General features: G+C 62.2%; 18 protein-coding genes. 13 read left to right on the top strand and 5 right to left on the bottom strand.

Annotated elements, in window-relative coordinates:
- Positions 1-27: 27 nt before the first annotated feature.
- Positions 28-894 (top strand): phosphate ABC transporter ATP-binding protein PstB, encoded by an 867-nt coding sequence (gene pstB / locus Pan216_RS04330; protein ID WP_145255318.1) that lies wholly within the window; start codon positions 28-30, stop codon positions 892-894.
- 348 nt (positions 895-1242) lie between these two features.
- Positions 1243-1776, top strand: coding sequence for a hypothetical protein (locus Pan216_RS28055; RefSeq protein ID WP_419193251.1), 534 nt, complete (start codon positions 1243-1245; stop codon positions 1774-1776).
- Between the two features lie 205 nt (positions 1777-1981).
- On the opposite strand, the gene Pan216_RS04320 is transcribed toward Pan216_RS28055, so the two are convergent.
- Positions 1982-2803: a DUF255 domain-containing protein gene (locus Pan216_RS04320; RefSeq protein ID WP_145255312.1), complete on the bottom strand. Its 822-nt coding sequence runs from the start codon at positions 2801-2803 to the stop codon at positions 1982-1984.
- Between the two features lie 741 nt (positions 2804-3544).
- Here Pan216_RS04320 and Pan216_RS04315 point away from each other — a divergent pair.
- The 7 genes from Pan216_RS04315 to Pan216_RS04285 all read left to right on the top strand — a co-directional run bounded on the left by Pan216_RS04315 (position 3545) and on the right by Pan216_RS04285 (position 16263).
- On the top strand, positions 3545-5752 hold the full coding sequence (locus Pan216_RS04315; protein WP_419193250.1) for a peptidase domain-containing ABC transporter: 2208 nt from the start codon (positions 3545-3547) through the stop codon (positions 5750-5752).
- A gap of 24 nt (positions 5753-5776) precedes the next feature.
- On the top strand, positions 5777-7105 hold the full coding sequence (locus Pan216_RS04310; RefSeq protein ID WP_145255310.1) for an HlyD family secretion protein: 1329 nt from the start codon (positions 5777-5779) through the stop codon (positions 7103-7105).
- Positions 7102-8958: a TolC family protein gene (locus tag Pan216_RS04305; protein ID WP_419193249.1), complete on the top strand. Its 1857-nt coding sequence runs from the start codon at positions 7102-7104 to the stop codon at positions 8956-8958. Before Pan216_RS04310 ends, Pan216_RS04305 begins: the two co-directional genes overlap by 4 nt.
- Positions 8959-9518: 560 nt before the next feature.
- Complete coding sequence (locus Pan216_RS04300) at positions 9519-10160, top strand: TetR/AcrR family transcriptional regulator (RefSeq protein ID WP_419193248.1); 642 nt, start codon at positions 9519-9521, stop codon at positions 10158-10160.
- A 280-nt stretch (positions 10161-10440) separates the two neighbouring features.
- Entirely contained in the window at positions 10441-11802 is a 1362-nt protein-coding gene (locus Pan216_RS04295; RefSeq protein ID WP_419193247.1) for an efflux RND transporter periplasmic adaptor subunit, read from the top strand.
- Positions 11803-11907: 105 nt separating this feature from the next.
- Positions 11908-15072 carry an efflux RND transporter permease subunit gene (locus tag Pan216_RS04290; protein WP_145255298.1) on the top strand — a complete coding sequence of 1055 codons (3165 nt, stop codon included), beginning with the start codon at positions 11908-11910 and terminating at the stop codon, positions 15070-15072.
- Positions 15073-15237: 165 nt separating this feature from the next.
- Positions 15238-16263, top strand: a complete 1026-nt coding sequence (locus Pan216_RS04285) for an SGNH/GDSL hydrolase family protein (RefSeq protein WP_145255296.1) — start codon at positions 15238-15240, stop codon at positions 16261-16263.
- Here the strand turns inward: Pan216_RS04285 and serS are convergent.
- On the bottom strand, positions 16241-17515 hold the full coding sequence (serS, locus tag Pan216_RS04280) for a serine--tRNA ligase (RefSeq protein ID WP_145255293.1): 1275 nt from the start codon (positions 17513-17515) through the stop codon (positions 16241-16243). The two genes, Pan216_RS04285 and serS, sit on opposite strands and share 23 nt — an antisense overlap.
- 83 nt (positions 17516-17598) lie before the next feature.
- Positions 17599-18963: a dipeptidase gene (locus tag Pan216_RS04275; RefSeq protein WP_145255290.1), complete on the bottom strand. Its 1365-nt coding sequence runs from the start codon at positions 18961-18963 to the stop codon at positions 17599-17601.
- Between the two features lie 418 nt (positions 18964-19381).
- On the opposite strand from Pan216_RS04275, the gene Pan216_RS04270 reads away from it, so the two are divergent.
- The 3 genes from Pan216_RS04270 to mutS all read left to right on the top strand — a co-directional run bounded on the left by Pan216_RS04270 (position 19382) and on the right by mutS (position 23150).
- Entirely contained in the window at positions 19382-19744 is a 363-nt protein-coding gene (locus tag Pan216_RS04270; protein WP_145255287.1) for an STAS domain-containing protein, read from the top strand.
- A gap of 177 nt (positions 19745-19921) precedes the next feature.
- The gene (locus tag Pan216_RS04265) at positions 19922-20335 is read left to right on the top strand and encodes an ATP-binding protein (protein ID WP_145255284.1); all 414 of its coding nucleotides are present in this window, start codon (positions 19922-19924) and stop codon (positions 20333-20335) included.
- A 199-nt stretch (positions 20336-20534) separates the two neighbouring features.
- Entirely contained in the window at positions 20535-23150 is a 2616-nt protein-coding gene (gene mutS, locus Pan216_RS04260) for a DNA mismatch repair protein MutS (protein ID WP_145255281.1), read from the top strand.
- A 67-nt stretch (positions 23151-23217) separates the two neighbouring features.
- Here the strand turns inward: mutS and Pan216_RS04255 are convergent, their stop codons facing one another.
- Together Pan216_RS04255 and Pan216_RS04250 are read right to left on the bottom strand one after the other, a co-directional pair.
- The gene (locus Pan216_RS04255) at positions 23218-23844 is read right to left on the bottom strand and encodes a hypothetical protein (RefSeq protein WP_145255280.1); all 627 of its coding nucleotides are present in this window, start codon (positions 23842-23844) and stop codon (positions 23218-23220) included.
- Positions 23845-24078: 234 nt separating this feature from the next.
- Positions 24079-25539: an SDR family oxidoreductase gene (locus tag Pan216_RS04250; RefSeq protein ID WP_145255277.1), complete on the bottom strand. Its 1461-nt coding sequence runs from the start codon at positions 25537-25539 to the stop codon at positions 24079-24081.
- Between the two features lie 225 nt (positions 25540-25764).
- Between Pan216_RS04250 and pstS the strand changes: the two genes are divergently transcribed.
- Positions 25765-26880, top strand: a complete 1116-nt coding sequence (gene pstS / locus Pan216_RS04245) for a phosphate ABC transporter substrate-binding protein PstS (RefSeq protein WP_419193246.1) — start codon at positions 25765-25767, stop codon at positions 26878-26880.
- The last annotated feature ends 11 nt before the right edge of the window (positions 26881-26891 follow it).

Below are 26891 nucleotides of genomic sequence, written 5' to 3'. Positions count from 1 at the left end.
ACCCCTCAGGACTCGCGATCGGTACCGATGCTTAAGAAGACCCCTGGCTCCCCCGATCCTCACGGCGACAACGATCTCCTCGCCGCCATCGAACGTGGAGAACCGATCTCGACGGTGACCCACGAAGAGGCGCTGCGGGAAGATCCCGTGCTGGCGATCGAGCACTTCAACTTCTGGTATGGCCGTCAACAGGTCCTCACCGACATCCGCATGCCAATCCCCCGCGGAAAGATCACCACGCTGATCGGCCCGTCCGGCTGCGGCAAGTCGACGCTGCTGCGCTGCGTCAATCGACTCAACGATCTGGCCGACGAAAGTCATGTCTCCGGGCAGATGAGTCTCAACGGCGCCCCACTTTACGACTCATCGGTCGATGTGATCGCGCTGCGCAAGCGCATGGGCATGGTCTTTCAGAAGTCCAACCCCTTTCCCAAGAGCGTCTACGAGAACGTTGTCTACCCGCTGCGCATCGATGGCATCCGGCAGCGGCGCCGTCTGGACGAGGCGTGCGAGAGCAGCCTGCGCAAAGTGGCGCTCTGGGACGAGGTCAAGGATCGGCTTCGTGACAACGCACTGACACTCTCCGCGGGCCAGCAACAGCGTCTTTGCATCGCCCGCGCGATCGCTGCCGAGCCGGAGATCCTGCTAATGGACGAGCCCTGCTCGGCACTCGATCCGATCGCGACGGCGAAGATCGAGGATCTGCTCGAGCAGTTCAAGGGGTCCTACTCGATCCTGCTGGTAACGCACAATCTGCAGCAAGCCTCGCGAACGAGCGACTTTACGGCATTCATGTTCCTGGGGCGGATCCTCGAGTTCGGGCCGACGCGTACGATCTTCACTCGACCGCGGCTCGCGGAAACCAACGACTTCGTGACGGGGCGATTCGGCTGAGACCGTTTTACCTGGGTTAAAATCCGGGAGAAATTGGGCGAGCACACCTGTCGCACGGGGCGGGAAGAGGGGGAGTGAAACGGGGCTGACATGACCAACCGCTGTCAGCGCGAGGTTCCGACTTTAACGATTTTGACGAAAAAGCGGATTACTTCCTCCTTCATAAACCGTTGAGCCGCTAGACACTTGTGTAAATCAAGACGAATGGCACGCGTTTTCACCCCTCGATTCATTGATTTCGCTCCGATGCGGTGTAGATTGCTCCCGATCCGATCGGATGGGTAAATTTCACGTAGTTCACCGCGGTCGCAAAACGCGGTTCCCTTTTATTGGGGAGGGACCATTTACATGTACGGAACGATTCTTTTGGTCGGTCTTTCGGCCGCCATGGGTTGCAAGAAGTCGGCTGATTGCTGTGCGCCCACCTGCGATAGCTGCTGCGCGACGACCTCTTGCGACAGCTGCTCCACCTGCGATAGCTGCTCGACTTGCGACAGCTGCTCGACCTGCGATAGCTGCTCGACTTGTGACAGCTGCTCGAGCTGTGGCTCGACCTGCGACACTTGCTCGACCTGCTCGACTTGTGACACCTGCAACAGTTGCTCGAGCTGTGGCACGATCGACTACTGCGTTTCGCCCTGCAACAAGAAGTGGAAGAAGGCCGAGTGCCGCACCAACTGCTGTGGCGATATCGTCTACTACAAGAAGAAGGGCCTCTTCGGCGGCAAGGAAGTTGTCCTTGGCGTCCGTCGCATGTCCACCCCCGTCATGAGCTACAGCAGCGAGACGGTCTCGGAGCCGGCCATGGTCGACGCTCCCACCAAGAGCCGCAACAACGAAGGCGAGAAGAAGACCTACAAGGAAAGCTACCAGGCCAACTAAGCCTGCGTTGATCCTTGGCCTGTCGGGCGGGGCGTTGGGGCAACCTAACGTGAACGGTCGATGGGAGTGATTCATCCGCCGGAAGGGTGCCGCATTCAGCGATCGGGGCACTCTTCCGCAGATAAGTGGCCATTCCGAGAAGCGAGTCGTGCGGGGCGATGTCCCGACGCTCCCCTCTCGGGATGGCATCTTTCGTTTCTTGGGCTTACTCGCTGGTGAACTCAATTCCGGCGGGCAAGTAGCTCTCCACGTCCTCGACGAACTTGCGCTGGCACTCGATGTTCTTGAGCAGCCAAATGCGTCCGAGATAGATGGTCGCCGTCTCGGGATCTCCCTTGGCTCCGTCGGCGGTGCCATGGCCGCAGACGGGGCAGTGACCACCGAGCGCGGGCAGATAGCGATCGGGCTCCGCGTTGAAGCGATCGCGATGGGCCTTCGTCACGAAGCGGTAAACCGCTCCCTCGTAGGTCGTCTCCAACGATCCCTTTCCGTCCTTGAGCAGTTCCTCCTCGAGCAACGTCACCGGGCAGTAGCCGTTGTAAGCCAGCGGCGCCTCGGCCGAGGCGAACGCCGTCGACGCGGGGGCGACTGGCGAGTCCATCACTTCCGGCTTATGCTGGGCAAGATAGGGGAGCAGCATCGACGGGGTCTTGTAGCCGGGATTGCGGTCGATGATCCGTCGGGACGGCGCGATGATCACCGTCGTCGGGAAGGCGCGAATCCCCACACGGCGGACGATATCGGGATGATCGTCCGCGTCGATGAGCAGCGGCACGTAGTTGGCGTTGATCTCTTCGGCCACCTCGGGACGGGACATCGTTTCCTCGAGCATCCGCTCACAGAAGTGACACCACGTCGCGGTGACTTGGAGAAGAACATTCCGGTTGGTCCGGTTTGCCTCGACCAGAGCCTCTTCAAGGTCGGTCTTCCAGCGAATCGTTCCAGAGTCCGATCGGGCCGGCGCCGTACAGATCGCAATGCTCAGGAAAATGGAAACGGGGACCGCGATCGAACTGAGATTTGGCATGACGGGTCCTTGCCTGTGAAGATGGAAGGCGAAAACCTATTGGAAGCTCTTGAGATTTATCGCCTTGAGAGTCCCGCATTGTTGACATCTAGTGGAGAATCGGTGTGGGCAAGTCTCAACCGAGCAGGCATTGCGTCCCCCCAATCATCAAAGACAACGCATCCGCCCGACCTTGCCCATCCACCCTCGGCGACCATCAGTTGCACACTCCTCGCAGTCGCCCCGATAGACGCCTGGCGTGGGATGACCGTTTGACAGTCTCCGTCGAAGGAGTCGGCTTCGGTCCGTCGTGCGGGCTCGCCGTTCGCTTCTTCCCGGCTCGTGTCGACGCTCAAGGGAGCATCGAGCGGTTCGATTCTGTGTCAAGTCGGTCTCCTTCGGCGTTTCCGAATTCCGCGAACCGAGGACCGAGCGATAGGATGAACTGGCGCGATGGGGCAAGATGTTCGCCCCGTGGCCGATTCCTCCATGTTCGAAGAGGTCGCGGGAATTCGTCGTATTCTCTCTTTGCCCATCACACGTATTTGAGTACTTGCCCGGGTTCGGGCAGCCCGGCGCATCACGTGCAGGATCGCTGACGAGGCTTTTGTCAGGCAATCGGGATCATCGATCGCGGTTCGATTCGCGGTCGGAAGAACATGCGTGGCGCCGGCAACGAGTCATTCTGAATTCGAACGTCGAGTGGACGACTACCGTCGTCTACCAGACGCTCCACCGAGTGCGTGCGGGAGATTCCCTTCGATGTCGGACCTAGGTGAATCACGATTCGACGAGCGACGAGGCGATCAGCCCCAAGAGCGGGAAGAGCTCGAACGGGCCCTCGACGAGTTGGCCGAGTTGTCGGGGGATCCCAATGACCTCGTCTCGATCGCTCAGGCGGTCGAAAAGGCGCAGCGCAACGACCCAGGGAATCTCGTGAGCTCCTGGCCCGGTCAGCTCGCGATGGCGGCGGGAATCATCGGCCTGCGGGCGACGGTGATCCACCGATCGGTCGCGCGCGCCATCCAACTCGTCAAAGCGGGCGCTCCCCTGGCGATCTACTCCTCCAAGCTCCCCACCCCATCGCGTGTCGGCGGGTTCCTGGTCATCAGCGACCGGCGGGGCGCCCGGGTGAAGGTGAGTGGCCCCGACTTCGACGGGAAAGCGAAATGGATCTCTCGCCGAAGCCTCTCGGCCCTCCTCGACGAGAACGACCCGGAGCTGACGTGGGTCCTGATCGAGTCGGCGACCCCCTGCGAATCGATGCGTGATCAGCACGGCCACGGGCATGGGATGTCGCCGCTCAAGCGGGCCCTCAAGCTCGTCTGGCCGGAGCGGCGTGACATTTGGGTCGTGATGGTCTTCGCGATCGCCTTCGGCGTCCTGATGCTGGCGGTTCCAATCGCCGTGGAGAATTTGGTCAACACGGTCGCGTTCGGCAATCTCCGCCAGCCGCTGGTCATCCTGTCGATCCTGCTCCTAGGCTGTCTCGGGTTCGCCGCGGCGCTGCGCGCGATCCAGACCTTCGTCGTGGAGGTGATTCAGCGACGCATCTTCCTGCGCGTCGTCGCGGACCTAGCCTATCGCTTGCCGCGTCTGCACGCCGATGTCTCCGATCGCGACCACGCGCCGGAGTTGGTCAACCGGTTCTTCGACGTGATGACGGTCCAGAAGTCGGCGGCCTCGCTGCTGCTCGACGGGCTCTCGCTGATTCTGCAATCGGTGATCGGGTTGATCGTGCTGGCGTCATATCACCCCTTTCTGCTCGGTTTCGACATCGTGTTGATCCTGGCGATCGGCTTGATCGTCTTCACGATCGGGCGCGGCGCGGTGTCGACGAGCATCGACGAGTCGGTCAAGAAATACGCGGTCGCCGGCTGGCTCGAGGAAATGGCTCGACATCCGACCGCCTTCAAGTTCTCCGGAGGTCGCGAGCACGCGCTGCATCGCGCCGATGCCCTGGCCCGGGAATACCTGTTCGCGCGGCGACGTCACTTCGCGATCCTCTTCCGGCAAATCACCTTCTCGCTGGCGCTCGAAGCGATCGCGCTGACGTCGCTGCTGGGACTTGGCGGCTGGCTGGTTATCGAGGGTCAACTGACGCTCGGGCAGTTGGTCGCGGCGGAACTGATCGTCTCGACGGTGGTCGGGTCACTCGCGAAGTTCGGCAAGCACTTCGAGAGCTATTACAACATGATGGCGGCCGTCGATAAGCTCGGGGTCCTGATCGACTTGCCCCTGGAACGAAGCGCGGGCAGCCAGATCAGCCACAGCTCCGATGGGATGACGGTCGCTTTCCGCGAGGTCGACTTTGCCTACAACGGCCATCGGCCGGTCCTAACGCACGCGAGTTTCGAGATCGCTTCCGGCGAATCGGTCGCGATCACCGGCGCCAGCGGCTCCGGCAAAACGACCATCGTCGACCTGCTCTACGGTTTGCGATCGGCCACAAGCGGGTATATTGAGCTTGATGGGCTGGACATTCGGGATCTGCATCTCGAATCGTTGCGGTCGGACGTCGCGGTCGTGCGTACCGAGGAAATCGTTCCCGGGTCGATCGAGGAGAACGTTCGCTTCAGTCGGCCGGGGATCAACGCCGAGGAGATCCGCGAAGCGCTCGACTTGGTCGAACTACTCGACACCGTCCGCGACCTGCACGACGGTCTGCAAACCCAGTTGACGACGGGGGGAGCTCCGTTGTCCCAAAGTCAATCGCGCCGGCTGATGATCGCCCGAGCCATTGTCGCCCGCCCGCGACTCTTGATTCTCGACGAGTCCCTCGGGGCGCTGGACGACGACGTTCGCGCGCGAATCGTCTCCTCGATGTGTGACAAGCGTCACCATTGGACGCTGATCTTGATTACCCAGCGGCCCGACATCATGGTCGCGTGCGATCGCTGTCTGACCCTTTCCGATGGCCAAGTCATCGAGGGCACGTCGCTCCGTTCGGAGCACGAGTCGCCCTCCTAACGCCAGTGCCCCAGGTAAACGATCATGCTGAAGAAATCGAAGTTCACCGAGATCGACGAGGTCGACGTCAGCATTCCGACGCTCCGACTCGTCGAACCGTCCAACGCGATTCGCAAGCTCGCGGTGGTGCTGAGCATCATGTTCATCGTCGCCCCGATCGCGCTGATCCTCGTGCCTTGGCAACAGACCGTCAGCGGGATGGGACGTGTCGTCGCCTACGCGCCACTGGATCGCCAACAGACGATTCAGGCCCCCATCAAGGGGCGAATCGTGCGAAGCTGGGTATTCGAGGGCTCCAGGGTAAAACAGGGCGAGAAGATCTTCGAGATCCAGGACAACGACCCCTCCTTGGTCGAGCGACTTCGGTTCCAGCGTGATGCCGCCGAGGCCAAAGTGGATGCCTACGAGGAGAAGGCCGAGGCCTATGCCGAGCAGGTTAAGGCGTTCACCGAAGCCAGGCAACTCGCGATCGAGGCGGCCCACAACCACGTAAGTGTCGCCGAGCAGAAAGTGATCGCCGCCCAACGTTCCGTCGACGCCTCCGAGGCAGCGGTGAGCCAATCGGAATTGAACTACGAACGTCAGCGGGATCTCGAACGTGACGGCTTGGCATCAAGACTGGAGCTGGAAAAGGCCGAACGTAGTTACAAGGAAGCGCTAGCCAAACTTGAGCAAGAAAAGGCCTATTTGTCCGCCGCGAGGAACGAGGTGGCGGCAAAACAGGCAGATTTGATAAGAGTAGGCAACGAGGCGGGCGCGAAAATCAATTCCGCCCAAGCGACCCAACGGGCCGCCAAAGGCGACTTGGCCACCGCCAAGAAGGAGCTGTCCGACGCCGACGTGAAGCTGTCGCGTCAAGCGACCCAGATCGTCACCGCCCCTCGGGACGGAACGATTCTGCGGCTGATGGCCAATACCGGCGCGGAGATGCTCAAGGAGGGTGACCCGCTCGCGATCCTCGTGCCCGACACCACCGAGCGAGCCGTCGAACTCTGGCTCAAGGGCAACGACGTGCCCCTAGTCGAAGCGGGTGAGGAAGTCCGGCTTCAATTCGAAGGGTGGCCGGCCCTTCAATTCATGGGTTGGCCCTCGGTCGCGGTCGGCACGTTCCCCGGAAAGATCTCGCTCGTCGACTCGACCGACGATGGCAATGGACGGTTTCGTGTCCTCGTGGTACCGGTCGAAGGGGACCAATGGCCGGCGGATCGATACTTGCGGCAAGGCGTTCGCGCCAAAGGATGGGTATTGCTCAATCAGGTACCTCTCGGCTACGAGCTGTGGCGACAATTGAACGGATTTCCCCCCGTCATCGCCGAGGGAGCGCCGATGAAAAAAGTGAAACGCAAGAAGTGACGATCAAGCAAAGACCGCGCGCCCGCACCGCGACACGGATCGTCACGGCGTTGGCTCTCGGCATCTTTCCCGAACTTGCCCTGTCGGCGCAGCCCGCCCCTTCGACGCCAGAGGTGCGCGAGCAGCCGGCTCAAGCCGAACAACGTCCGCCACTGGTCGGGCCCGATCCCGCTCCGATCGACGCCTCTCCCGACGAAATCTCCGAACGTGATCGCATCCGCGCCTGGAGGCAGCGCGCGCTTCGTCAACGCCGGATCGGAGCCGGAGAAACGGCTCCGCCCGCCGACCTCGAGTACCCGCGTCAACAAGCGGGCCTCGTTCCCGAACGTCCCCAACCGAAGGAGACCCTCTCGCTCAACGAGGTGCTCGAATCGGTCGATCTGCACTATCCCCTGCTCGCGGCGATCCTCGAGGAGCGGACGATCTCCGGCGGCGATGTCCTAGCCGCCCTCGGCGCCTTCGACTACCGCATCAGCGGCAGCGGACAGTCGATGCCCGAAGCCTCCTACGAAAGCGAGCGTTTCCGCCTCGATCTCGAACAAGCGACTCCGATCTCCGGTATCAAGTGGCGGGCGGGCTACCGCCTCGGACTCGGCTCCTATCCGATCTACAAAAAGAACTACCTGACCGCCGATGGTGGCGAATTCAGTGCCGAAGTCTTCTTCCCGTTGCTCCGCAACCGGCCCATCGACAAACGCCGAGCCGAACTGCGCAAAGCCGCCCTCAAACGGGAGATCGTCGAGCCCAAGATCCTCAAGGAGCGGATCAAGTTCGCCCTCACCGCGTCAAAAGTCTACTGGCAATGGGTCGCGGCCGGACAAGTCTATTCGGTGCTGACCCAGTACGTGCAGCTAGCCGAGGACCGCGATCGGGCCCTGCGCGGACGTGTCGCCCGTGGCGATTTGCCACGCATCGAAATCACCGATAACCAACGAACGCTCGTCAAACGCGAAACCCAACTCGTCAAGGCCGAACGACGACTTCAGCAGGCCGCGATCATGCTCTCGCTCTTCTATCGCGACGCCGAGGGGCTCCCCATCGTCCCGCTGCCCGAACGGCTTCCAAACTCCTTTCCCGATCCGACGCGACTCGATCCGTTGCGAATGCCGTTCGACCAGGAGATGGCGCTCGAGAACCGACCGGTCCTTCGCGAACTTCGCCTCAGGCGCCAAACCTACGGGGTCGACCTCGACCTCGCGCGCAACGACTTTCGCCCCCAACTCGATCTAGGACCGGGGGCCAACGGCGACGTCGGCTCGGCGACCAAATCGCTCGATCGCTACGACATCAACATGTACGTGAAGCTCGAAACACCGATCCAGCGACGTGTCGCGCGCGGCCGCATGCAGTCAGCCCAAGGACAGATCGCTCAGATCATGCAGGAAGAGCGCTTCGCCATCGACACTATCATCGCCGAGGTGCAGGACTCCTACTCCTCGCTCGACGCCGCGTTCGTCCAGATCCTGCGAGCCAATGAAGGGGCCGGGCTCTCCGAGATCATGGAAGATGCCGAGCACCGCCGATTCGTCCTCGGCCAGAGTACGCTGATCTTCGTCAACCTGCGTGAATCCCAAACGACCGAAGCGGAACTGCTCGTCGTCGACTCCTATGAGAAATTCTTCTACAACGTCGCGGACTACTGGGCCACGTTGGGAGTCGATGGTCTCTCGACGCTTGGTCTCGTCGAATTGCCGCAAGGACTTCCCGCGGAAGCGATTGAGGGAGAGGCATGCCCGCCACCGGGCCTGCTGCTCGAGTCGCCGCTGCGAATGTCGATCCCCAGAGCCCACCAGTCCCCGCGCACCATGCCCCCCGCCAAGCCGGCACCGGTGATGCCCGTGAACAGCCCGTAGAGGGCTTCCGAACCGACTCCAGTGATCAACTTCCCTTGCCGGCTCCTCTTGACGGCCAATGGGCTCCAGGCCCCTTCGGCAACCAGCGATGACGAGCGGAGACTCGTCGGGCACACCATTTGAGCGGCGTCCAATCGCTCCTCCTCCCGTCGGACCGCCTGTTCCCGATTGCGAACTTCCGTCAAACCACCCGCATTACATCCTGCCATCATCTCGACCGACGTCATTTCGATGAACCGCCGGCCCGGTCGGACGGACCAACACACCGTTGCCCTTGACGTCGCCAGGAATGCGAGGGCCCCCAGAGTCCCGCGGCGCTTGAACGCAAGGGTCCGTGCTCGGGCGAAATGTCCCCTTTGGGAAACAAACAGTCAAAAACCTTGACCTGATCGTCAGAATCGGCCGAAAGATATATTGAACTAAACCGTACAGTAAACTATTATGAAATCGACGGGCCGAAAGTGGCAAATTCGAGGGCGGGAGTTATGATGGGTCTTCATCGATTTTCCCAACTTCTCAGAACACTCGACATTCAGCCTATGGGCCATGTCGACAGGGCCATGACCACCCCAAAACGCGGCAGACCAAAATCCGAAGCCAAACGACGGCAGATCCTGGAAGCCGCACGCACGGTCCTCTTCGATGTCGGCTACTCCGCCATGACCATGGAGACCGTTGCCGAACTCGCCGGGGTCTCCAAGCCGACCATCTACAGCCACTTCGACTCGAAGGAGAAGCTCTTCGGAGCCGTCCTGCAAACCGGCGCCGACGAACGCCTTCGCGAGCTTTCGGCTATCTCCACCAACGCTGAGGAGGCTCCCGAAGAGGCGCTGCGGCGCTTCGGAAACCAGTTCCTCAACCTCGCCCTCTCCAAGGAGGCGCGGGCTTGGGATCGGATCATGATCGCCGAGATCGGTCGACATCCAGCGGTCGCCAACCTCTTCTTTCAGGCCGGCCCGTCGAAAGTCCTCGCCCTGCTCGGCAGCTATCTACGCGAGCAGGACGACGCCGGACGGCTTCGCGTGCCCGATCCCGCCATCGCGGCCGAGCAGTTCATTGGACTACTGCTGGGGATCAAGCTGCTCCGGCACCGGGTCGGACTCGATGACGACACCAATCGCGGCGAATGGCCCCGTCATGTCGACGAGGCCGTCCGCACCTTTCTCGCGGCCTATCGGCCGAAGACAGCGGACTCCGCTTAGCAGTCCGTTGATTTAGGCGGGCCAGAGCGAGAACGAGCCATGCTAGCCAAGATCAAGGTGAGCAAACGCAGGCGAATCCGTCGATCCGTCGCGCTTCTTTGACGCGGACATTGGTCAAGAGGGCCGTTCGGATCCGGCAGCGAATAGATCAACGGGTTTCCATGAGGATGTCCCCGTTCGGGCTGAGCACCGCCCGAGCCACCAATTCACCAACGATCCGCACCAGATGAACAATGTCGTGTCGGACGTACGCACTCATGTCCCTTCCAGGGGGAGTTTGATGGTAGTGAGCCTGAAACTGAGTCGCCGTTGGCTGGTCATTCCCCCCATCGTCGTGGGCGTGGCGATCTTGGCGATCGCCGTCGCCAACGGCAAACCCTTGAACCGCGAGCCTCTCGCGGAGTTGGCCCGCCCGCTTCGCGTCGCCGCCGCGACCCCGCGGGAACTCGCCCCCGTCGTCGTCGGCTACGGCACCGCCCAACCGACTAGCGTCTGGACCGCGGTGACGGAGGTCAGTGGACGCCTCGTCGACGTCCATCCGAAACTCGACGCGGGCGAACGCGTTCGCCAGGGAGAACTGCTCCTTCGCATTGACCCGACCGACTATCAGCTTCGCGTCGATCAACTCGAAGCGGAGCTGACCCAGGCCAACGCGATGCTTCGCGAGACCGAACAACGGCTGGAAAACGAGAAGGCACTGCTCGAGATCGAGGAGGAGTCGCTCCGGCTGACCGAAAGTGAACTCGCTCGCATGCAGAAGCTCGCCTCGCGGGCCGCCGCCAGCGCGTCGGATCTCGACCTCGAACGGCGTTCGCGACTCACCCAACTTCGCCAAGTGCAGTCGATTCGCAACACCATCGCGGTCCTTCCCGTGCAAATCGACAACCAACGCGCGGCGATCAAGCTGACGCAGTCCAAACTCGACGAAGCCAAACGCAACCTCGAACGAACGCGTATTATCGCCCCGTTCGAAGGCCGACTCGCGGAGGTGACGCTCGAACCGGGACAGGTCGTCGCGACGGGGGAACGCCTCTTCGAGCTCCACGCCGACGACGCCATGGAGATCGAGGCGCAGTTCCCGCTCGACAAGGTTCGCGAACTCTTCACCAGTCGCAACAACTTCTCCTCGGAGTCCGGGCAGGCCGTTCTCACCCAGCACCATTGGGAACCGCTCCGGGTGATGGTCCGCGCCCGCGACGGCAACACCGCCGTCGAATGGGTGGGCAAAGTGACGCGAGTTCGCGAGCGTCTCGATGAGGTGACGCGCACGCTCGGCGTGGTCGTCGAAGTGAGCAATCGTGGCGAAGGGGGTCAGCCGTCGGCCGTGCCCGACCTCCTCAAGGGAACCTTCTGCGAGGTCGAACTGATCGGGGAACCGCGACGGGAGAGCATCGTCATCCCACGGGTCGCGCTCGCCGGGAAGAACGTCTACATCGTCGACGATGAGAATCGCCTCAGTCGTCGACCGGTCAACGTCGACTTCATCGCGCACGAGGAGGTTCGGATCGAGTCGGGCATCGAGCCGGGGGAACGCGTCGTCATCACCGACCCGACGCCCGCGGTGGAAGGAATGCTGGTCGATCCCATCGTCGAGTCCCCGGGGGGAGCCGGCCAGCGCGTCGCCACCACCGTCAATCGGTAGTCGAATCGTCAATTCATCGGTGCTTCTCGAACGGGGAACAGGTCACGAGGACCGTTCACGACCGCTACCGGTACGTCCGGACGGCGTGTAGGAAAGGGCAAAGGCATGATCGCCTTCTTCGTCCGCCATCGCACGGCGGCCAACTTGATGATGATCGCGTTCCTGGCGGCCGGGTTTTTCGGCTTGGGCCAACTCCGGCGCGAGACGTTTCCGGACAACTCGAAGACCGAGGTCCAAGTCAGCATCGTCTACCCAGGAGCCACCGCCGACGAGGTGGAGGAGTCGATCTGCCAGCGTATCGAGGACTCCCTCGACGAGGTGCGCGACGTCGCGGAGGTTCGTTCCGAAGCCCGCGATGGGATGGGCGTCGTCACGATCGAAATGAACGATCGCGGACGCTACAGCGATTTTCGCGATGAGATCGACACCGCCATCAACTCGATCGACGACTTCCCCGAGGAGGTCGACGAGCCGATCATCGAACGGCTCCACGTGACCGACCCGGTCGTCACCATCTTGGTCCAGGGACCGATGGAAACCCCCGATCTCAAACTCTACTGCGAAGCCCTCAAGGATCGGATCACCACCATTCCCGAAGTTTCGTCGGTCACGATCGATGGCTTCTCGGAACACCTGCTGCGTGTCGAACTCTCCCAAGAGGCACTGCTGCGGCACAACCTCAGCGCGGAAATGGTCGGCAACATCATCCGCCGTCAAAGTGTCGACCTCCCCGCGGGCACCGTGGAGACCAGCGGCGACGAAGTCGTGCTCCGCGTCGTCGAGGAACGCGAAACAGCCTCTCGGCTCGCGGATCTGGTCATCGTCGCCGGTAAGGGAGGAGCGGAAGTTCGCCTCGGAGACATTGGAGAGATCCTTGATGTATTCGAGTTCGAGGAAGACAAACTCCTCATCGACGGCCAACGCGCCGCGCGACTTCAGATCGCCAAGACGAAATCGGAAGACGTCCTTCGCGTCGCCGGCTCGGTCAAGGAACTCATCGAGCGCGAACGGCAGCAGCACCCGCTCGTCAGCCTGACGGTGACCTCCGACATGTCGTCGCTGGTGGAGGACCGCCTCGCCCTGCTCCTAACGAACGCTTGGCAGGGAATGATTCTCGTTTTCGCGACGATGTGGCTCTTCTTCAACACGCGACTCTCGTTCTGGGTCGTGATGAGCCTCCCCGTCTCGTTCCTGGGAGCCTTCTTCGTCGCCCCCTATGTCGGGTTGACGATCAACATGCTCACCTCGGTCGCGCTGCTCATGGCGCTCGGACTGCTCATGGATGACGGCATCGTCATCGCGGAGAACATCGCGTCGCACTACGCCCAGGGTAAATCGGCCGCCCGGGCCGCGATCGACGGCAGTTCCGAAGTCGCCGGGGGCGTCTTCTCCTCGTTTCTCACGACCGTTTGCGTCCTCGGCCCGCTCGCGTTCATTTCCGGGGACATCGGCAAGATCCTGCGTGTCCTGCCGATGATGCTTATCCTCGTGCTTAGCGTTAGCTTGATCGAGGCCTTCTTTATCCTCCCGGCCCACCTGGCCCACTCGCTCGCGCACGAGAACCGCGACAAGCGGAGCGGCTTTCGTCAACGCATCGATCGGGTCGTCGACTGGGTCCGCGAACGAGTCTTGGGAACGACCGTCGACTTGCTCTTGCGTTGGCGCTATCTGACGGCCGGGGTACTCGCGGGCGTCTTCTTGGTGACGATCTCGCTGCCCGCATCGGGCCTGATCCGCTTTCAGTCCATCCCCACGCTCGACGGCGATGAAGTCGCGGCCCGGCTGCTGATGCCTCCCGGAACGCCTCTCGAACGGACCGAGGAAGAAGTGCGGCGCCTGGTTGCGGGACTGCAACGGGTCAACGAACGCTTCAAGCCGAGACAGCCTGGACAGCGTGATCTGGTCGAGACCGTCTTTGTTCGCTTCAACGAAAACAAGGACGCTTTCGAGACCGGTCCCCACGTGGCGACCGTCCAAGCCGATCTTCTCGCCGCCGAGTTCCGGGACGGACGCCTCGACGACATCTTTGCCGCCTGGGAGGAGGAAGTCGGTCCGATCCCCGACGCGTTGAGCGTCACCTACACCGAGCCGGCGATTGGCCCCATCGGGCGCGATCTCGAGGTTCGTCTCTCCGGTCCCGATCTGGAGGACCTTGACCGAGCCGCCGCGGAGATGGCAGCCTGGGTACGGCCGTTCGACGGCGTCTTCAACGTCTCCGACGATCTGCGTCAGGGAAAGAGGGAGTTTCACGTCTCCGTCCGACCGGGGACCTATGGTATCGAACTCGACGCTCAGCAGATCGCCCGCCAACTTCGTGCCGCGTTCCATGGCTTCACCGCGGACGAACTCCAAGTCGGCGACGAATCCTACGAGGTCGAGGTCCGACTCGCCTCGAGCGATCGCGACGCGCTGACCGACCTGGAGACCTATCGCTTCATGCTGCCGGGGGGCAAGCACGTCCCCCTCTCCGCGGTCGCCGACATCAACGAAACGCGAAACTGGTCGCGGATCGCCCGAATCAACGGCGTGAGAACCGTGACGTTGGTCGGCGATGTCGACACGCAACGCTCGAACACCGCCGCCCTGGTCGAGGAGATGAGACGGTCGTTCCTCCCCCAGTTCCGCGAACGTTTTCCAGAGGTCGCGGTCAAATTCGAGGGAGAGATCGAATCGGGCCAGGAAACGGGGGCGTCGATGGCCTCCGCGATGCTGGTGGGGATGCTCGGCGTCTTCATCTTGCTCTCGTTCCAGTTCCGAAGCTACACCGAACCGCTGATCGTGATGATCGCGATTCCCTTCGCGTTGGTGGGGGTCATCTGGGGACACTTTCTGTTCGGCCTGAATCTCAGCATGCCGAGCATCATGGGCTACGCCTCCTTGGCGGGCGTGGTGATCAACGACTCGCTGCTCTTGGTCATCTTCGTCAAGCGGGCGATTGCTCAAGGAGAGGGCCCGGACGTCGCCGCCGCGAAAGCGAGTCGCCAACGTTTCCGCGCGGTGGCGCTGACCTCGCTCACGACGATCGCGGGGCTGATGCCGCTTCTCCTTGAGCGGAGTCTCCAGGCGCAGGTCTTGATTCCGATCGCGATCAGCATCTGCTTCGGCTTGATGGCGTCGACGCTGCTCGTCTTGTTGATCATTCCGACGCTCTACGCGATCCTCGCCGACTTCGGCCTGACCGCTCCGGCGGAGGAAGAACACGACCACGAGGAGACGCCGAACGCCACGGATGCCTCCGGGACGCGCGGGCTGGTTCCCGCCGGCGTTTAGTGCCGGACCTCGGCGATTGCCGAGCAACCTCCCCTTGACGGAAATCGTTGGGCCGAGTGTGCTGGTCTCCGCAAGGAGACCAGCGTGATACGTCGTCTTTCCGAGACATCCAGGCCCGACCAGACCGTCGTATGTCGGCGGGCATCCACCGTTGGCCGAAACCGTGTGGTTCTGCTGGCTGTCGCGATGGTCGGATCGTTGCTCATTGCGGAAGCGATCGCGCAGTGCTGGACGACGTCGGCACGTCCCATCGGAAGCGTCGTCGGCGAACCCTACCCCGCTTCCGCAAGCGACGACCTCCCCTTCACGCTGCCAACCGACTGGGAGTTTCTCCACGAGCGGGTCGCGATGCGGACGCTTTACCGAACCAACAACGCCGGCTTTCGCGACGATCGTCCGCTGGCCATCCCGAAGCCGGACAACCAGCGACGCATTCTTGTCCTCGGCGACTCATTCGTTCTCGGTTGGGGCGTGGCCCAAGGGGAGACCTTCGTCCGTGTCGCGGAAGCTAGCTTGAATGACGTGGCACCGACCCGTCTTCTAAACGGCGGCTACCGGGCGGGCTACACCCTCGATCACTATCTCTTGTTTCTGCGCCGCGAAGCCGATCGGCTCTCGGTCGACGAGGTCGTCGTCGCGATCTACACCGGCAACGACCTCGAGGACATGCGTGAGAATCGCTGGATGGGCATGGACGAGGATGGGCTGCCAACGCGAATCGAAACGCGCCGGCCCTACGTCGACTTCACCGGTCGCTTCATCGATTCTCGGCACAACGACGTGTCGTTGCCTCTCGGCCTCGAACGCTTGGCGCTCCCTCGGCTCGTCACCCGAGCCCTATGGCGAACGCCGCGCGACTGGCCCAAACTCTCCGAGGAGAAAGCGGCCGAACGTCTTCGCCGGGTGATTCGCGAGATCGACGACTTCTGTCGGGCGCGAGCATGTCCGCTGGGTTGGATCCTCATCGACTCGCAAGAACCAACCGAGCGCTCAACCCGCAGCCGGACGGTCTGCCGGGAAGCCCTTCGCGACCCAAATGCCCTGTGGTTGGAAACCGAATCGCTCTTCGAGCGGTCCGGCCTCCGCGCCGACGAGTTCTTCATTCCCGGCGACGGACATTTCACGCCCGCCGCCCATCGGCTCGTCGGGGAAGAACTCGCAAAACTGCTCAGCTCGCCGGCGAGCCGATGACATCCTTGCCCATGAACGGGACGAGTGCCTCGGGGACGCGAATCGTCCCGTCGGCCTGCTGGTTGTTCTCCAGTACCGCGATCATCGCGCGTCCCGCCGCGACCGCGGTTCCGTTGAGCATGTGAACGAAGGTCGTTCCCTTCTGCCCCGGCGTCTTGAAACGGATATTGAGCCGACGGGCCTGGTAGTCGGTGCAGTTGGAAGTACTGGTCACTTCCCCGTACTCACCTCCGTCGCCGCGTCCGGGCATCCAGGCCTCGAGGTCGAACTTGCGATAGGCCGGCCCGCCGAGGTCGTTGGCCGCGATATCGAGCACCCGGTAGGGAACGTTGAGCCCCTGGAAGATCTCCTCCTCGACCTTGAGCAGACGCTGGTGCATCGCGTCGCTTTCCTCGGGAAGCGTGAACGCGAACATCTCCACCTTGGTGAACTGGTGAACGCGGTAGAGTCCTCGCGTCGCTCGTCCGGCGGCTCCCGCCTCGGTCCGGAAGCAGTGCGAGAGCCCCGCCATCTGGATCGGCAAATCGGTTGCGGTGATGATCTCGTCGCGATACATGCCCGCGAGCGTGATCTCGGCGGTCGCGACCAGGCAGAGGTCGGTCTCCTCGATCGCGTAGATCTGCGTCTCCGGACCGCGCGGCGTGAAACCGGTGCCGGCGACGACTTGATCGCGCGCCAAGTCGGGCGTGATGACAGGCGTGAACCCTTCGCCGACGAGCTTCTTCATCGCGTACTGGACCAGCGCCATCTGCAACAGAGCACCATCGCCGGTCAGGTAATAGAAGTCGGCTCCCGCGACCTTGGCCCCGGCCTCGAAGTTCGCGAGCCGGTGGCGATCACACAGTTCGACGTGATCGAGCGGCTTGAAGTCGAAGTTCGGCTTGGTGCCGACCTCGCGAAGAACGGCGTCCTCCTCGGGCGGAACGTCGGGATGCGTCAGGTTCGGAATGACCCGCTGGATCGCGGCGATCTCCTCGCCGAGTTTGCGGTTGTCCTCTTCGGCGGCGGCCGCCTCGGCCTTGAGACGCTTACCCTCCTCGACAAAGCCCTTGCGCTCCTCGGGGTCTTTAGCCTTGCCCGTCTTCTTGGCGACTTCGTTCTGTTGACGCTGGAGATCTTGTAGCGTCGTCGTCTGCTCGGCTCGTCGGGCGGCCAACTCCACGAGACGATCGACGTCCGCCTCGATGCGCCGCAGATGACAGTTCTCCTTGACCGTTTCGGTCTCTTCTCGAATGAATCGCAGATCTAGCACGATGTCCTACCTTCTGATTCTTGCGGTTGGCGTGCGCATCGAACGCACGCCGGTCGTGGGCACTGGTTGATTCTTCAGATCGTCTACGGCTTGGCCAACTCCTCAAGCAGCCGCGCCGAGGAACGGATGCCGCGATGGTAGTCCTTCAAGCACATCTTCTCGTTGGGCGAGTGCGTGTTGTCGTCGGGCAACCCGAACCCGATGAGCAGACACTCCGCGCCCAAGTGCTTGACGAAGTCGTTGAAGATGGGAATGCTTCCCCCTTCCCTGATGAGCACCGGTTCGACCTCGAAGATCGCCTCGAGCGCTCGCCGGGCCGCCTGGATGCCCCGACTGTCGCTCGGCACAAGCAGGGCCTCGCCCCCTTCGTAGAAGAGGATCTCCAAGTTGATCCCCGGCGGACAGTGGGCCTTTACGTGTTTCTCGAAGGCCGCGGCGATCTTCTCGGGCGACTGATTCGGGACGAGCCGAAACGTCACTTTCGCGCGAGCCTCCGACGCGATGACCGTCTTGGGGCCCTCTCCCTGGTAGCCGCCACTCAAGCCGTTGATGTCGCACGTCGGCCGAGCCCAGCGCCGTTCGAGCGTGGAGTAGCCGCTCTCGCCGAAGAGTTCCTTCACGCCGACCTGGGCTTGGTAACCCGCCTCGTCGAAGCCGAGGCTCGCGTACGCCCGGCGTTCCTCGTCGGTCAGCGGCACGACGTCATCGTAGAAGCCGGGCAACTGGATACGTCCCTGGGAATTGACCAACGAGGCCATCATCGACACGAGGGCGTTGGCGGGATTCGTCACCGATCCGCCAAAGACGCCGCTGTGCAGATCCTTGTTGGGTCCGCGAGCGATCACCTCGAAGGGGATGATGCCGCGAATCCCGTAAGTGATCGCTGGCCGGTCGGGTCCCCACATCGAGTTGTCACTGACAACGATGTAGTCGGCGGCGAGTCGGTTCGCGTTGGTGGCTAGGTAGTCGGTGATCGCGGCGCTGCCGACCTCCTCCTCCCCCTCGATGATCACTTTCACGTTGACGGGAAGTCGCTCCTCGACGTGGAGCCAGGCCTCGACGGCTTGCAGATGGGTCATCATCTGCCCCTTGTCGTCGGTGGCGCCGCGTGCGTAGATATTGCCGTCGCGAACCGAGGGCTCAAAGGGAGGCGTCGTCCACAGCTCGAGCGGGTCGGGGGGCTGGACATCGTAGTGCCCGTAGATCAGGACGGTTGGGGCATCGTCGGCGTGCAGCCACTGGCCGATGATGAGCGGATTGGTATCGGTTTCGACCAGTTCCGTCTCGAGGCCGCTCTTTTGGACCTTGTCGAAGACGAACTGGGCCGCTTCGCGAACATGCGGAGCGAAGGCGGAGTCGGCACTGACGCTGGCGATGCGAAGCAGATCGGCCAACTCCCGCTCGTAGCGTTCCCGTTGAGAACAGATGTACTGGTCGACCTGGTCCATCCACGCCACCTCGCCGTTGGTTGATTGGGGCACACTTTCCGCAAGGGGGTATCTTAAGGAGAAGAACTCGGTCGAGAAGCCGACTTTCCGACGTGGGGGAATCGAGGCGGGGAACTTGAATCGCGGCGCGACGTGGGTAAGGGAATATCCTTGACAGTGCCACGGACGAGCCTAAGAATCGGAATGCTCAGGCATGACTCATCGTGGTTCCTATTCGCTACGTAGAATAGTGTGGGAATGGTCCTGAACGCGAGACGACACCGGCGAGGTTGAGCGGTTGGCCCAGGGTCGACACGCCAAGTGATGGCCGGGTACGTTCCGCTTCTCGGTGTTTGTACAAAGGTAGTCGGCGAGACGGGCGTGGCCGGGAACGGTTCGGTCCAAGTCCGTCGGAAGAGTGGATGGGGAGAGACCGGTCATGTCCCAAGGTCGTCGTCGTCGCATCAATGTCGAAAATGTCGGCGATGTCGCGGTTGTGACGTTCATCGACAAACGAATCCTCGACGAGCAGAACATCCAAGTCATCGGCGAACAGCTCTTCGCTCTGGTGAAGGAAGAGGGACGCAAGAAGATCTTGCTGAACTTCGACGCGGTCGAATACCTCTCCAGTGCCGCGCTCGGCAAGCTGATCACGATGAACAAGAACGTCAAAGAGGTCAAAGGCCAGTTGAAGCTGTGCTCGATCCGACCCGAGATCTACGAGGTCTTCGAGATCACCAAGCTCAACAAGGTCTTCCAGATCTACGATGATCAGGAACAGGCCTTGAACGACTTCAAGTAAGTCAAGCCTTGTCGGGTCGATCCTCTCCATCGCGGACTCAAAGTGTTTCGCCTCGGTTGTTCAAGACTCCGACTCATCGCTGGGGCAACGAGTGGACAAGCGGACGCCATGGGGTTGGTCGGCTAACTAGCGACGGCTCTTTTCCTCATGCGTCCCTGCGGGAATGACGGTGCCAGCATGGACAGGCCCGAGTACCTATCGTCAGTTCGCATTCCGAGTAAGCCCAGCGTCGCGTCCAAGTTCATCGAGGAACTGGTCGAGTCGCTGAAGCAATCACAGTATTCCTCACGTGTGATCTTCGGAATTCGCTTGGCGGTCGAAGAGGCTCTCGTCAACGCCGTTCGCCACGGCAATGACTGTAAAGAGGACCTCGAAGTCGACATCCGCTACACTGTCGGCGACGATGAGTTCGTCATCGAAGTGAAGGATCAAGGACCCGGGTTCAATCCCGACGACGTTCCCGACCCTACCGCTCCCGAGAATCTCGAACGCCCCTGCGGTCGTGGCATCTTGCTGATGCGGACCTACATGACCGATTGCCAGTTTGTTCCCCCAGGCAATGTCTGCCAGATGCGGCGCATCCGCGAATAGGCCACCGCGATCATTTCGGCGCCGCGGAACTCGGGCAGCGAGAAGCTCCCTCCGACAATTTCCGCTCCAAATCGCCAACTTCACCACCCCGTCGGTCGCCTTTGCCGACCTCACGGCCCCTTCGGTCACATCTTCCTAAAACACCTCGAACGACTTGCGCCCTCGATCGGGCATCCTCACCACGTGCGAAGAGTGCCTCATGACCCTGACTCCCATGATGCGGCAGTACCTTGACACCAAGGAACAGGTCGGTGACGCCCTGCTCCTGTTCCGCATGGGGGACTTCTACGAGCTCTTTCAGGACGATGCCGAGGAGGCGGCGCGCATCCTGGGCATCACGCTCACCAGTCGCGACAAGGGGACCAATGCCACCCCGATGGCGGGGTTTCCCTACCATGCGCTGAACCAACACCTCGGCAAGCTCTTGGCCGCCGGACGACGGGTCGCGATCTGCGACCAGGTCGAAGATCCCAAACAGGCCACGGGACTCGTCAAACGCGAAGTCACCCAAATCATCACGCCGGGAACCCTCACCGACGACGCTCTGCTCGATCCGAGAACCGCCAATTACCTCGTGACACTGGCGGCGGCACCTCGTGGGAAACCCGCGGGAATGGCCTGGCTCGACGTCTCGACCGGACGGCTCACCGTCGCCGATGTCGCCAACGACTTCCTCGCCGAGGAGCTCTCGCGGATTGAGCCGAGCGAGTGTCTCGTGCCCGAAGAGAACCCCTTCCCCGCGGAGGTCCTCCTCGCCGTCAGCAACGCGGTCGTTACCCGGCGTCCTCCCTGGACCTTCGCCCGGCAGAACGCCACCGACCTGCTCCAGCGTCACTTCGGCGTCACCTCCTTCGCCGGCTTCGGCGTCGCCGATGACGCGTCGAGCTTGCTCGCGGCGGGGGCCCTCTTGCAGTATGTCATGGAGACACAACGGGCCGATCTCAAACACATCGCTCGGCTGATTCCCTACGATCGGGGCCGCGTGATGATCCTCGACGCGACCACTCGCCGCAGCCTCGAGCTGACGCGGACCCTACGTGAGAACAAACGAGAGGGCTCGCTCTTGGCGACGATCGACCGCACCACCACGGCGGCCGGCGCTCGCTGCTTGGGGGACTGGCTCAGTCATCCGCTCCTGGACGTCGAGGCGATTCGCTATCGCCAAAGCGCCGTCGCGGAGTGGAAGGACGATCCCTCCTCGCGAAGCCGTTTGCGCGAGTTGCTGCGACAGACCTATGACGTCGAACGGCTCGCAGCGCGAGTGAGCACCGGTCGCACGAGTCCGCGAGACCTCGCATGTCTGCGTTCGACCCTCCGTTGGCTCCCCGAGATCAAGGCGAAGCTGACCGGACGCCAATCGCGCTACAACGCCGATCTTGACGAGAACCTGTCCCTCTTTCCCGAACTGCGTGCCCGCCTCGAGGAGACCCTGGTCGACGAGCCGCCGATCCAACTTCGCGACGGCAGCATCATTCGCGACGGCTACCATGCCGAACTCGACGAGCTCAGGCAGATCGCCGCCGGCGGCAAACAGTGGATCGCCGACTTCCAACGCCGCGAGGCCGAACGCGCCGGCATCCCAACGCTCAAGGTCGGCTTCAACAAAGTCTTCGGCTACTACGTCGAAATCTCCAACGCCCATCGAGACAAGATCCCCGAGGACTTTCAGCGCAAGCAGACGCTCAAGAACGCCGAACGCTACATCACCCCGGAGCTGAAGGAGTACGAACAGAAGGTGCTTGGCGCGGAAGAGCGAGCCAAGTCACTCGAGTACGAACTCTTCCAGCGGCTGCGCGACGAGGTCTCGTCGCAGACCATCGAACTCCAGCGTCTCGCGCAGCTCTTGGCCGAACTCGACACCTTGCTCTCGCTCGCCGAGTTGGCCTCGAGCCGTCAGTACGTTCGCCCGCAAGTCACCGAGGGTTCGGACCTCGACATCAAGGGGGGACGCCATCCGGTCCTCGACGTCACCATGCCAGCGGGTCGCTTCATCCCCAACGAGACCCGACTCGACGCCGAGGGAGAGACCCGGCTGATGCTGATCACCGGCCCCAACATGGCGGGCAAGAGCACCTACATTCGTCAAGTCGCGCTCGTCACCTTGTTGGCGCAGGTCGGAAGTTTCGTCCCGGCGGACTCCGCGACCATCGGCGTGGCCGATCGGATCTTCACCCGCGTCGGCGCCAGCGACGAACTGGGACGGGGACAAAGCACGTTCATGGTCGAGATGATCGAAACCGCCAATATTCTCAACAACGCGACCGCGAAAAGCCTCGTCATCCTCGACGAGATCGGTCGCGGCACGAGCACCTACGACGGTGTCTCGCTGGCGTGGGCGATCGCCGAGTACCTCCACGATCGCACGCGTTGCCGAACCCTCTTCGCGACACACTACCACGAGTTGATTCAACTCGAGGAGACGATGGCGGGGCTCGGGAACTACAACGTCGCCGTGAGGGAATGGAAGGACGAGATCATCTTCCTTCACCAGATCGTCGAAGGGGGCGCCGACCGGAGCTACGGCATCCACGTGGCGAAACTCGCCGGCGTCCCCGAGGAGGTCCTACGCCGGTCGCAAGCGATTCTCGACCAACTCGAACGCGATCCCTTCGGCGAACAACTCCACACGCCCCCCCAAGGGCAACCGACGAAACACCGACGCAGCTACCACCAACTCAGCCTCTTTCCGACCATCACGGCGCATCCGGTGCTGGACCAACTTCGGATCGTCGACTCGGAGGAACTGAGCGAGGCGGAGGCGCTCGCACTGCTTCGAAAGCTCAAGGCCGAATTGGCCGGCGACGACGAGGGTTGAGCCGTCCGGGTTTCCATCGACGACCTGATAATGACATGACGACGTCATCCCGATCGACTCACCGCGATCAGTCGACGACATTGCGTCCGGCGGCCGCCTCTTCCTCGAGGCCCCGCGTGTCCGCCTCTTGCTCGAGACGAATCTGGTTGGAGACCGCGTTCGACTCGGAGGAGGTGGTGACTTGGGCGTGGTAGTCGGCTCGGTCGGCTCGAACGCCCTCCCGCTGCAGGAAGCTGGAGATCCGCGAATCGTTGACGAGCGGTTGCTGCACCTGGTTGAGAAGCCGCGCGTCCTCGGGAAGAACCTCGTTGGTCAGCGCGTCTTGGGCCCGAGGCCCTAGGACCCCATCGTTGCCGTATCCAGCCAAACGCTGACGGTTCTCCAGCGCCCGATCCTCGTTGAGGTCGTTCTGCTGAGCTTGCGGCAACGTCTTCTGGGGCACCATGCCCGCCGCTCGCTCTTCCTGATAGAGGTGCTCGTCACGGGCCTCGTTGGTAGCGTCCTGTTGCGCCTTGAGTCCCTTCGTGCGCTCGTCGCTGAATCCGCCCCACTCGTACTCGTCGAGCCGCTTGAGTTGCGATTGAATGTCCGCCTGGGGCGGGTGGGTCCAGGGCTGCTGGTCGGTTCGCTGCATGGGAGGCATCGACGCCAGAACGAGCGTCACAAATCCCGTGCAAGACATGCCCACGCTCATCGAGAAACTCCTTGCGTCGCCCGTATTCCCGGATCTCTCCGACAAGCTCGGCACGTTCATTTGGTAATTCGGGGCGATGGTCTATGACGGTCATTCCCCGCATGCCCACGCGAGCGTGCGGCCCGGCACCCTGAGCTGAGTCATCCATGGCGTCGCGTCGCCAAGATTGCTCACCCCTTCAAGCCTACGCGGAGAGAATGCGTCGCACCAGGACCGGGCTGGTCGATTCCACGACTAACGGGATTGCTGACCCGCAGGTTCCTCCTCTTGCGTCGGGATCGACCGCTGAGCCTCTTCCGCTTCGCGCACGATCCTGTTGATCATGCCAGGGAAGATGAAGAGATGCGCGGGCCACATCGAGTTCCAGTAGACCACACCCAGCAGGCCGACCGGTTCGAAGAGCGCCGATTGGACCAGGCGCGTTCCGCCATCCTCGGGGATCGCCTCGAACTGCAACCACGCCCGTCCTGGGAGTTTCATCTCGGCGCGAAGCCGGAGCAGTCGCGGCGGATCGACCTCCTCCACGCGCCAGAAGTCGACCGCCTCTCCGGGAAGCAACTCCAGCGCATGCCGCCGTCCGCGCCTCAGCCCGGGGCCGCCAATCATTCGATCGAAGAGTCCGCGCAGCCACCAGGCCCAATTCCAAACCAGCCATCCTTTGTCGCCGCCAAGGCTACTGAAAACACTGAACACCGTCGCCGGTTCGGCCTCGACATGACGCGTTCGTTCCGCCCGAATCAACCCTTCCCACTGCGTCATCCGGTACGTCGGCGTGCTGCCGAGCGCCGAACTCCACCGTGTCTCGACGCAGTTGTGCTCGATGCGTTCGACCGCCAACCGGACCGCGTCGGTGTAGTCAATCGGCTCGATTTCCGGGAAGATCTCCCTCGCTCGATCGTCCGAGGTCACCACGGGGTTGACCAGTCCCTTCACCAGAGGGATGGCGAGCGAGTTCGGAATTGGGGTCACCAGTCCCACCCAGCGGGCCGCGAGCCAAGGGGCCAAGACCGGCAAGGGAACAATCAGCCGACTCAGCCCGCGCACCTTCGCGTACTCGGTCATCATCTCCTTGAACGTCAGGACATTGGCGCCGACATCGACAACACCGAGTGTATCCTTCTCGAGAGCACCCATGAGGTAGGCCAGCACGTCGCGAACCGCGATGGGCTGTACCCGGTTCTCGATCCAGCGCGGCGCGACCATGACCGGAAGTCGCTCCGTCAAGTAGCGAACCATCTCGAAGGACGCCGACCCGGAACCAATGATCGGGCCGGCCCGAAATTCGGTGACCGGGAGACGATCCCGAAGAATCGCTCCAACCTCGGCGCGGCTCTTCAGATGCTCGGAGACATTCGGGGCATCGGGAAGCAGGCCGCCAAGGTAGACGACCAATTTGAGATCCTTCCCGGCAACGGCAAAGCTCTCCGCCGCGCGGCGGTCCTGAGCCGCGAAGTCCCTGGCGGTCGACATCGAATGGACGAGATAGTAAGCCGCCTCGACGCCCTCGAAGGCGGGACCCAGCGAGTCGGCGTCAAGCAGATCCCCTTTCACGACGGTGACCCGGTCAAGCCAAGCGCGTCTGGCGATTCGAGAGGGATCGCGAGCGAGCACGACCAGTTCGTGTCCCCGCTCGAGTAATCGGGATACGAGTCGTCCGCCGATATAGCCTGTCGCTCCCGTGACGAGAATTCGCATCGTATCGTTCCGCCGAAAGGTTTGGACTCTCCTATAGAGACTGTAGTGTCTCAGGAGTTGCCGCAAGCGCGGCATCACGTGAAGTTGTCGGCGCAGGATGGACGATCTCGTAGGACTCCATCGGCCGGCATGAAGAAATCTTCAAAAAATCACGGCCTCGCTCGCCAACCCGATGCCAGGCGGCTAGGCTGTCGACATCTCAACGATGCCTTGGAGAATCAACGCATGTTCCGTTCGCAAGTGAAGACCCTGCTGCTTGCCACTCTGCTCGTCGCCCTCGGCGCGTCCTGCGCCCAGCATTCGTCGTCGGACGACTCCGAGAAGGTGGTGACGATCAAGGGAGTGGGCGGGACGCTAATCGAACCCCTCCTGAAGACATGGTTCTTCGAGTTCCAGCGCGAGAATCCGAACTACCAGATGGAATTCGAGGCGAGAGGTAGCGGCGAGGGGATCGCCGCGTTTCTCCACGGCAAGGTCAACTTCGCCACCTCCAACGTCCCGCTGACCGAGAAGCAAATGGCCTCCGTTCCCCGCGGGGCCCTCAATATCCCGGTCGCCGCGGCTCCGATCGTCTTCGCGTACAACCTTCCTGGAGACCTGGAGACCAACGCGTTCAAGCTCACCCACGAGGCGCTCGCGAGCATCTACCTCGGTGAAGTGAAGAAGTGGAACGATCCGATCATTGCCAAGGCGAATCCCGAACTGAAACTGCCCGAAAAGGAAATCGTGCTCGTCTACGAAGGTCGACAGGATGGAACGACCTACGCGCTCACGCGATACCTCAGCACTATCTCCACCTCGTGGAAGGAAGGGCCGGGAACGGGGCTCTCGGTCAATTGGCCGGTGATCGGCATCTCGGGAGAAGGCAACTCCTCGATCGCCCAACTCGTGCAGGACAACGACGGGTCCATCGGTTACCTGGGATACTCGTTCGCGTCGATCACCAAGTTGCCGATGGCCTCGCTCCAGAACCGCGCGGGGGAGTTCGTCGCCCCCTCGGTCAATTCCGGAATCGCCGCTCTCAACGACACCCCGTTCGACGACAACTTCCACATGCAGGTCTTCGATCCCACCGGCGTCGACGCCTACCCGATCATCGCGTGCGCCTGGGTGCTCAGCTACAAGAACACCAACAATGCGGCGATCTCGACCGGCCTGAAGAAATTCCTCGACCACGTGCTCACCGAGGGGCAACAGGTCTCCGAGAGCGCCGGCTACATCCCGATCCCGGCCGACCGCTTACCCAAGATCTTGGCCCTCACGAGCCAGATCAAGACGGTTCAGGGCGCGAGCGTCTCCAAGGAAGAACAGAATCAGGGCCAGTTCATGATCGGCCAGTAAAGCCATTCAAC

Origin of the sequence: Kolteria novifilia, assembly GCA_007748055.1 — a bacterium.
In the GTDB taxonomy this organism is placed as follows: Bacteria; Planctomycetota; Planctomycetia; order Kolteriales; family Kolteriaceae; genus Kolteria; species Kolteria novifilia.
The sequence above is the reverse complement of the archived record's forward strand: the minus strand, read 5'-3'. Positions and strand labels throughout refer to the sequence as shown.

What these genes read in the sequence shown, in the direction of transcription:
- Pan216_RS04310 (WP_145255310.1), top strand. Translation starts at nt 5,777, where the DNA reads ATGCTGAAGAAATCGAAGTTCACCGAGATCGACGAGGTCGACGTCAGC.
- Pan216_RS28055 (WP_419193251.1), top strand. Translation starts at nt 1,243, where the DNA reads ATGTACGGAACGATTCTTTTGGTCGGTCTTTCGGCCGCCATGGGTTGC.
- pstS (WP_419193246.1), top strand. Translation starts at nt 25,765, where the DNA reads ATGTTCCGTTCGCAAGTGAAGACCCTGCTGCTTGCCACTCTGCTCGTC.
- Pan216_RS04290 (WP_145255298.1), top strand. Translation starts at nt 11,908, where the DNA reads ATGATCGCCTTCTTCGTCCGCCATCGCACGGCGGCCAACTTGATGATG.
- Pan216_RS04270 (WP_145255287.1), top strand. Translation starts at nt 19,382, where the DNA reads ATGTCCCAAGGTCGTCGTCGTCGCATCAATGTCGAAAATGTCGGCGAT.
- Pan216_RS04295 (WP_419193247.1), top strand. Translation starts at nt 10,441, where the DNA reads ATGGTAGTGAGCCTGAAACTGAGTCGCCGTTGGCTGGTCATTCCCCCC.
- Pan216_RS04250 (WP_145255277.1), bottom strand. Translation starts at nt 25,539, where the DNA reads ATGCGAATTCTCGTCACGGGAGCGACAGGCTATATCGGCGGACGACTC.
- Pan216_RS04255 (WP_145255280.1), bottom strand. Translation starts at nt 23,844, where the DNA reads ATGAGCGTGGGCATGTCTTGCACGGGATTTGTGACGCTCGTTCTGGCG.
- Pan216_RS04265 (WP_145255284.1), top strand. Translation starts at nt 19,922, where the DNA reads ATGGACAGGCCCGAGTACCTATCGTCAGTTCGCATTCCGAGTAAGCCC.
- mutS (WP_145255281.1), top strand. Translation starts at nt 20,535, where the DNA reads ATGACCCTGACTCCCATGATGCGGCAGTACCTTGACACCAAGGAACAG.
- Pan216_RS04300 (WP_419193248.1), top strand. Translation starts at nt 9,519, where the DNA reads ATGACCACCCCAAAACGCGGCAGACCAAAATCCGAAGCCAAACGACGG.
- pstB (WP_145255318.1), top strand. Translation starts at nt 28, where the DNA reads ATGCTTAAGAAGACCCCTGGCTCCCCCGATCCTCACGGCGACAACGAT.
- Pan216_RS04315 (WP_419193250.1), top strand. Translation starts at nt 3,545, where the DNA reads ATGTCGGACCTAGGTGAATCACGATTCGACGAGCGACGAGGCGATCAG.
- Pan216_RS04275 (WP_145255290.1), bottom strand. Translation starts at nt 18,963, where the DNA reads ATGGACCAGGTCGACCAGTACATCTGTTCTCAACGGGAACGCTACGAG.
- Pan216_RS04320 (WP_145255312.1), bottom strand. Translation starts at nt 2,803, where the DNA reads ATGCCAAATCTCAGTTCGATCGCGGTCCCCGTTTCCATTTTCCTGAGC.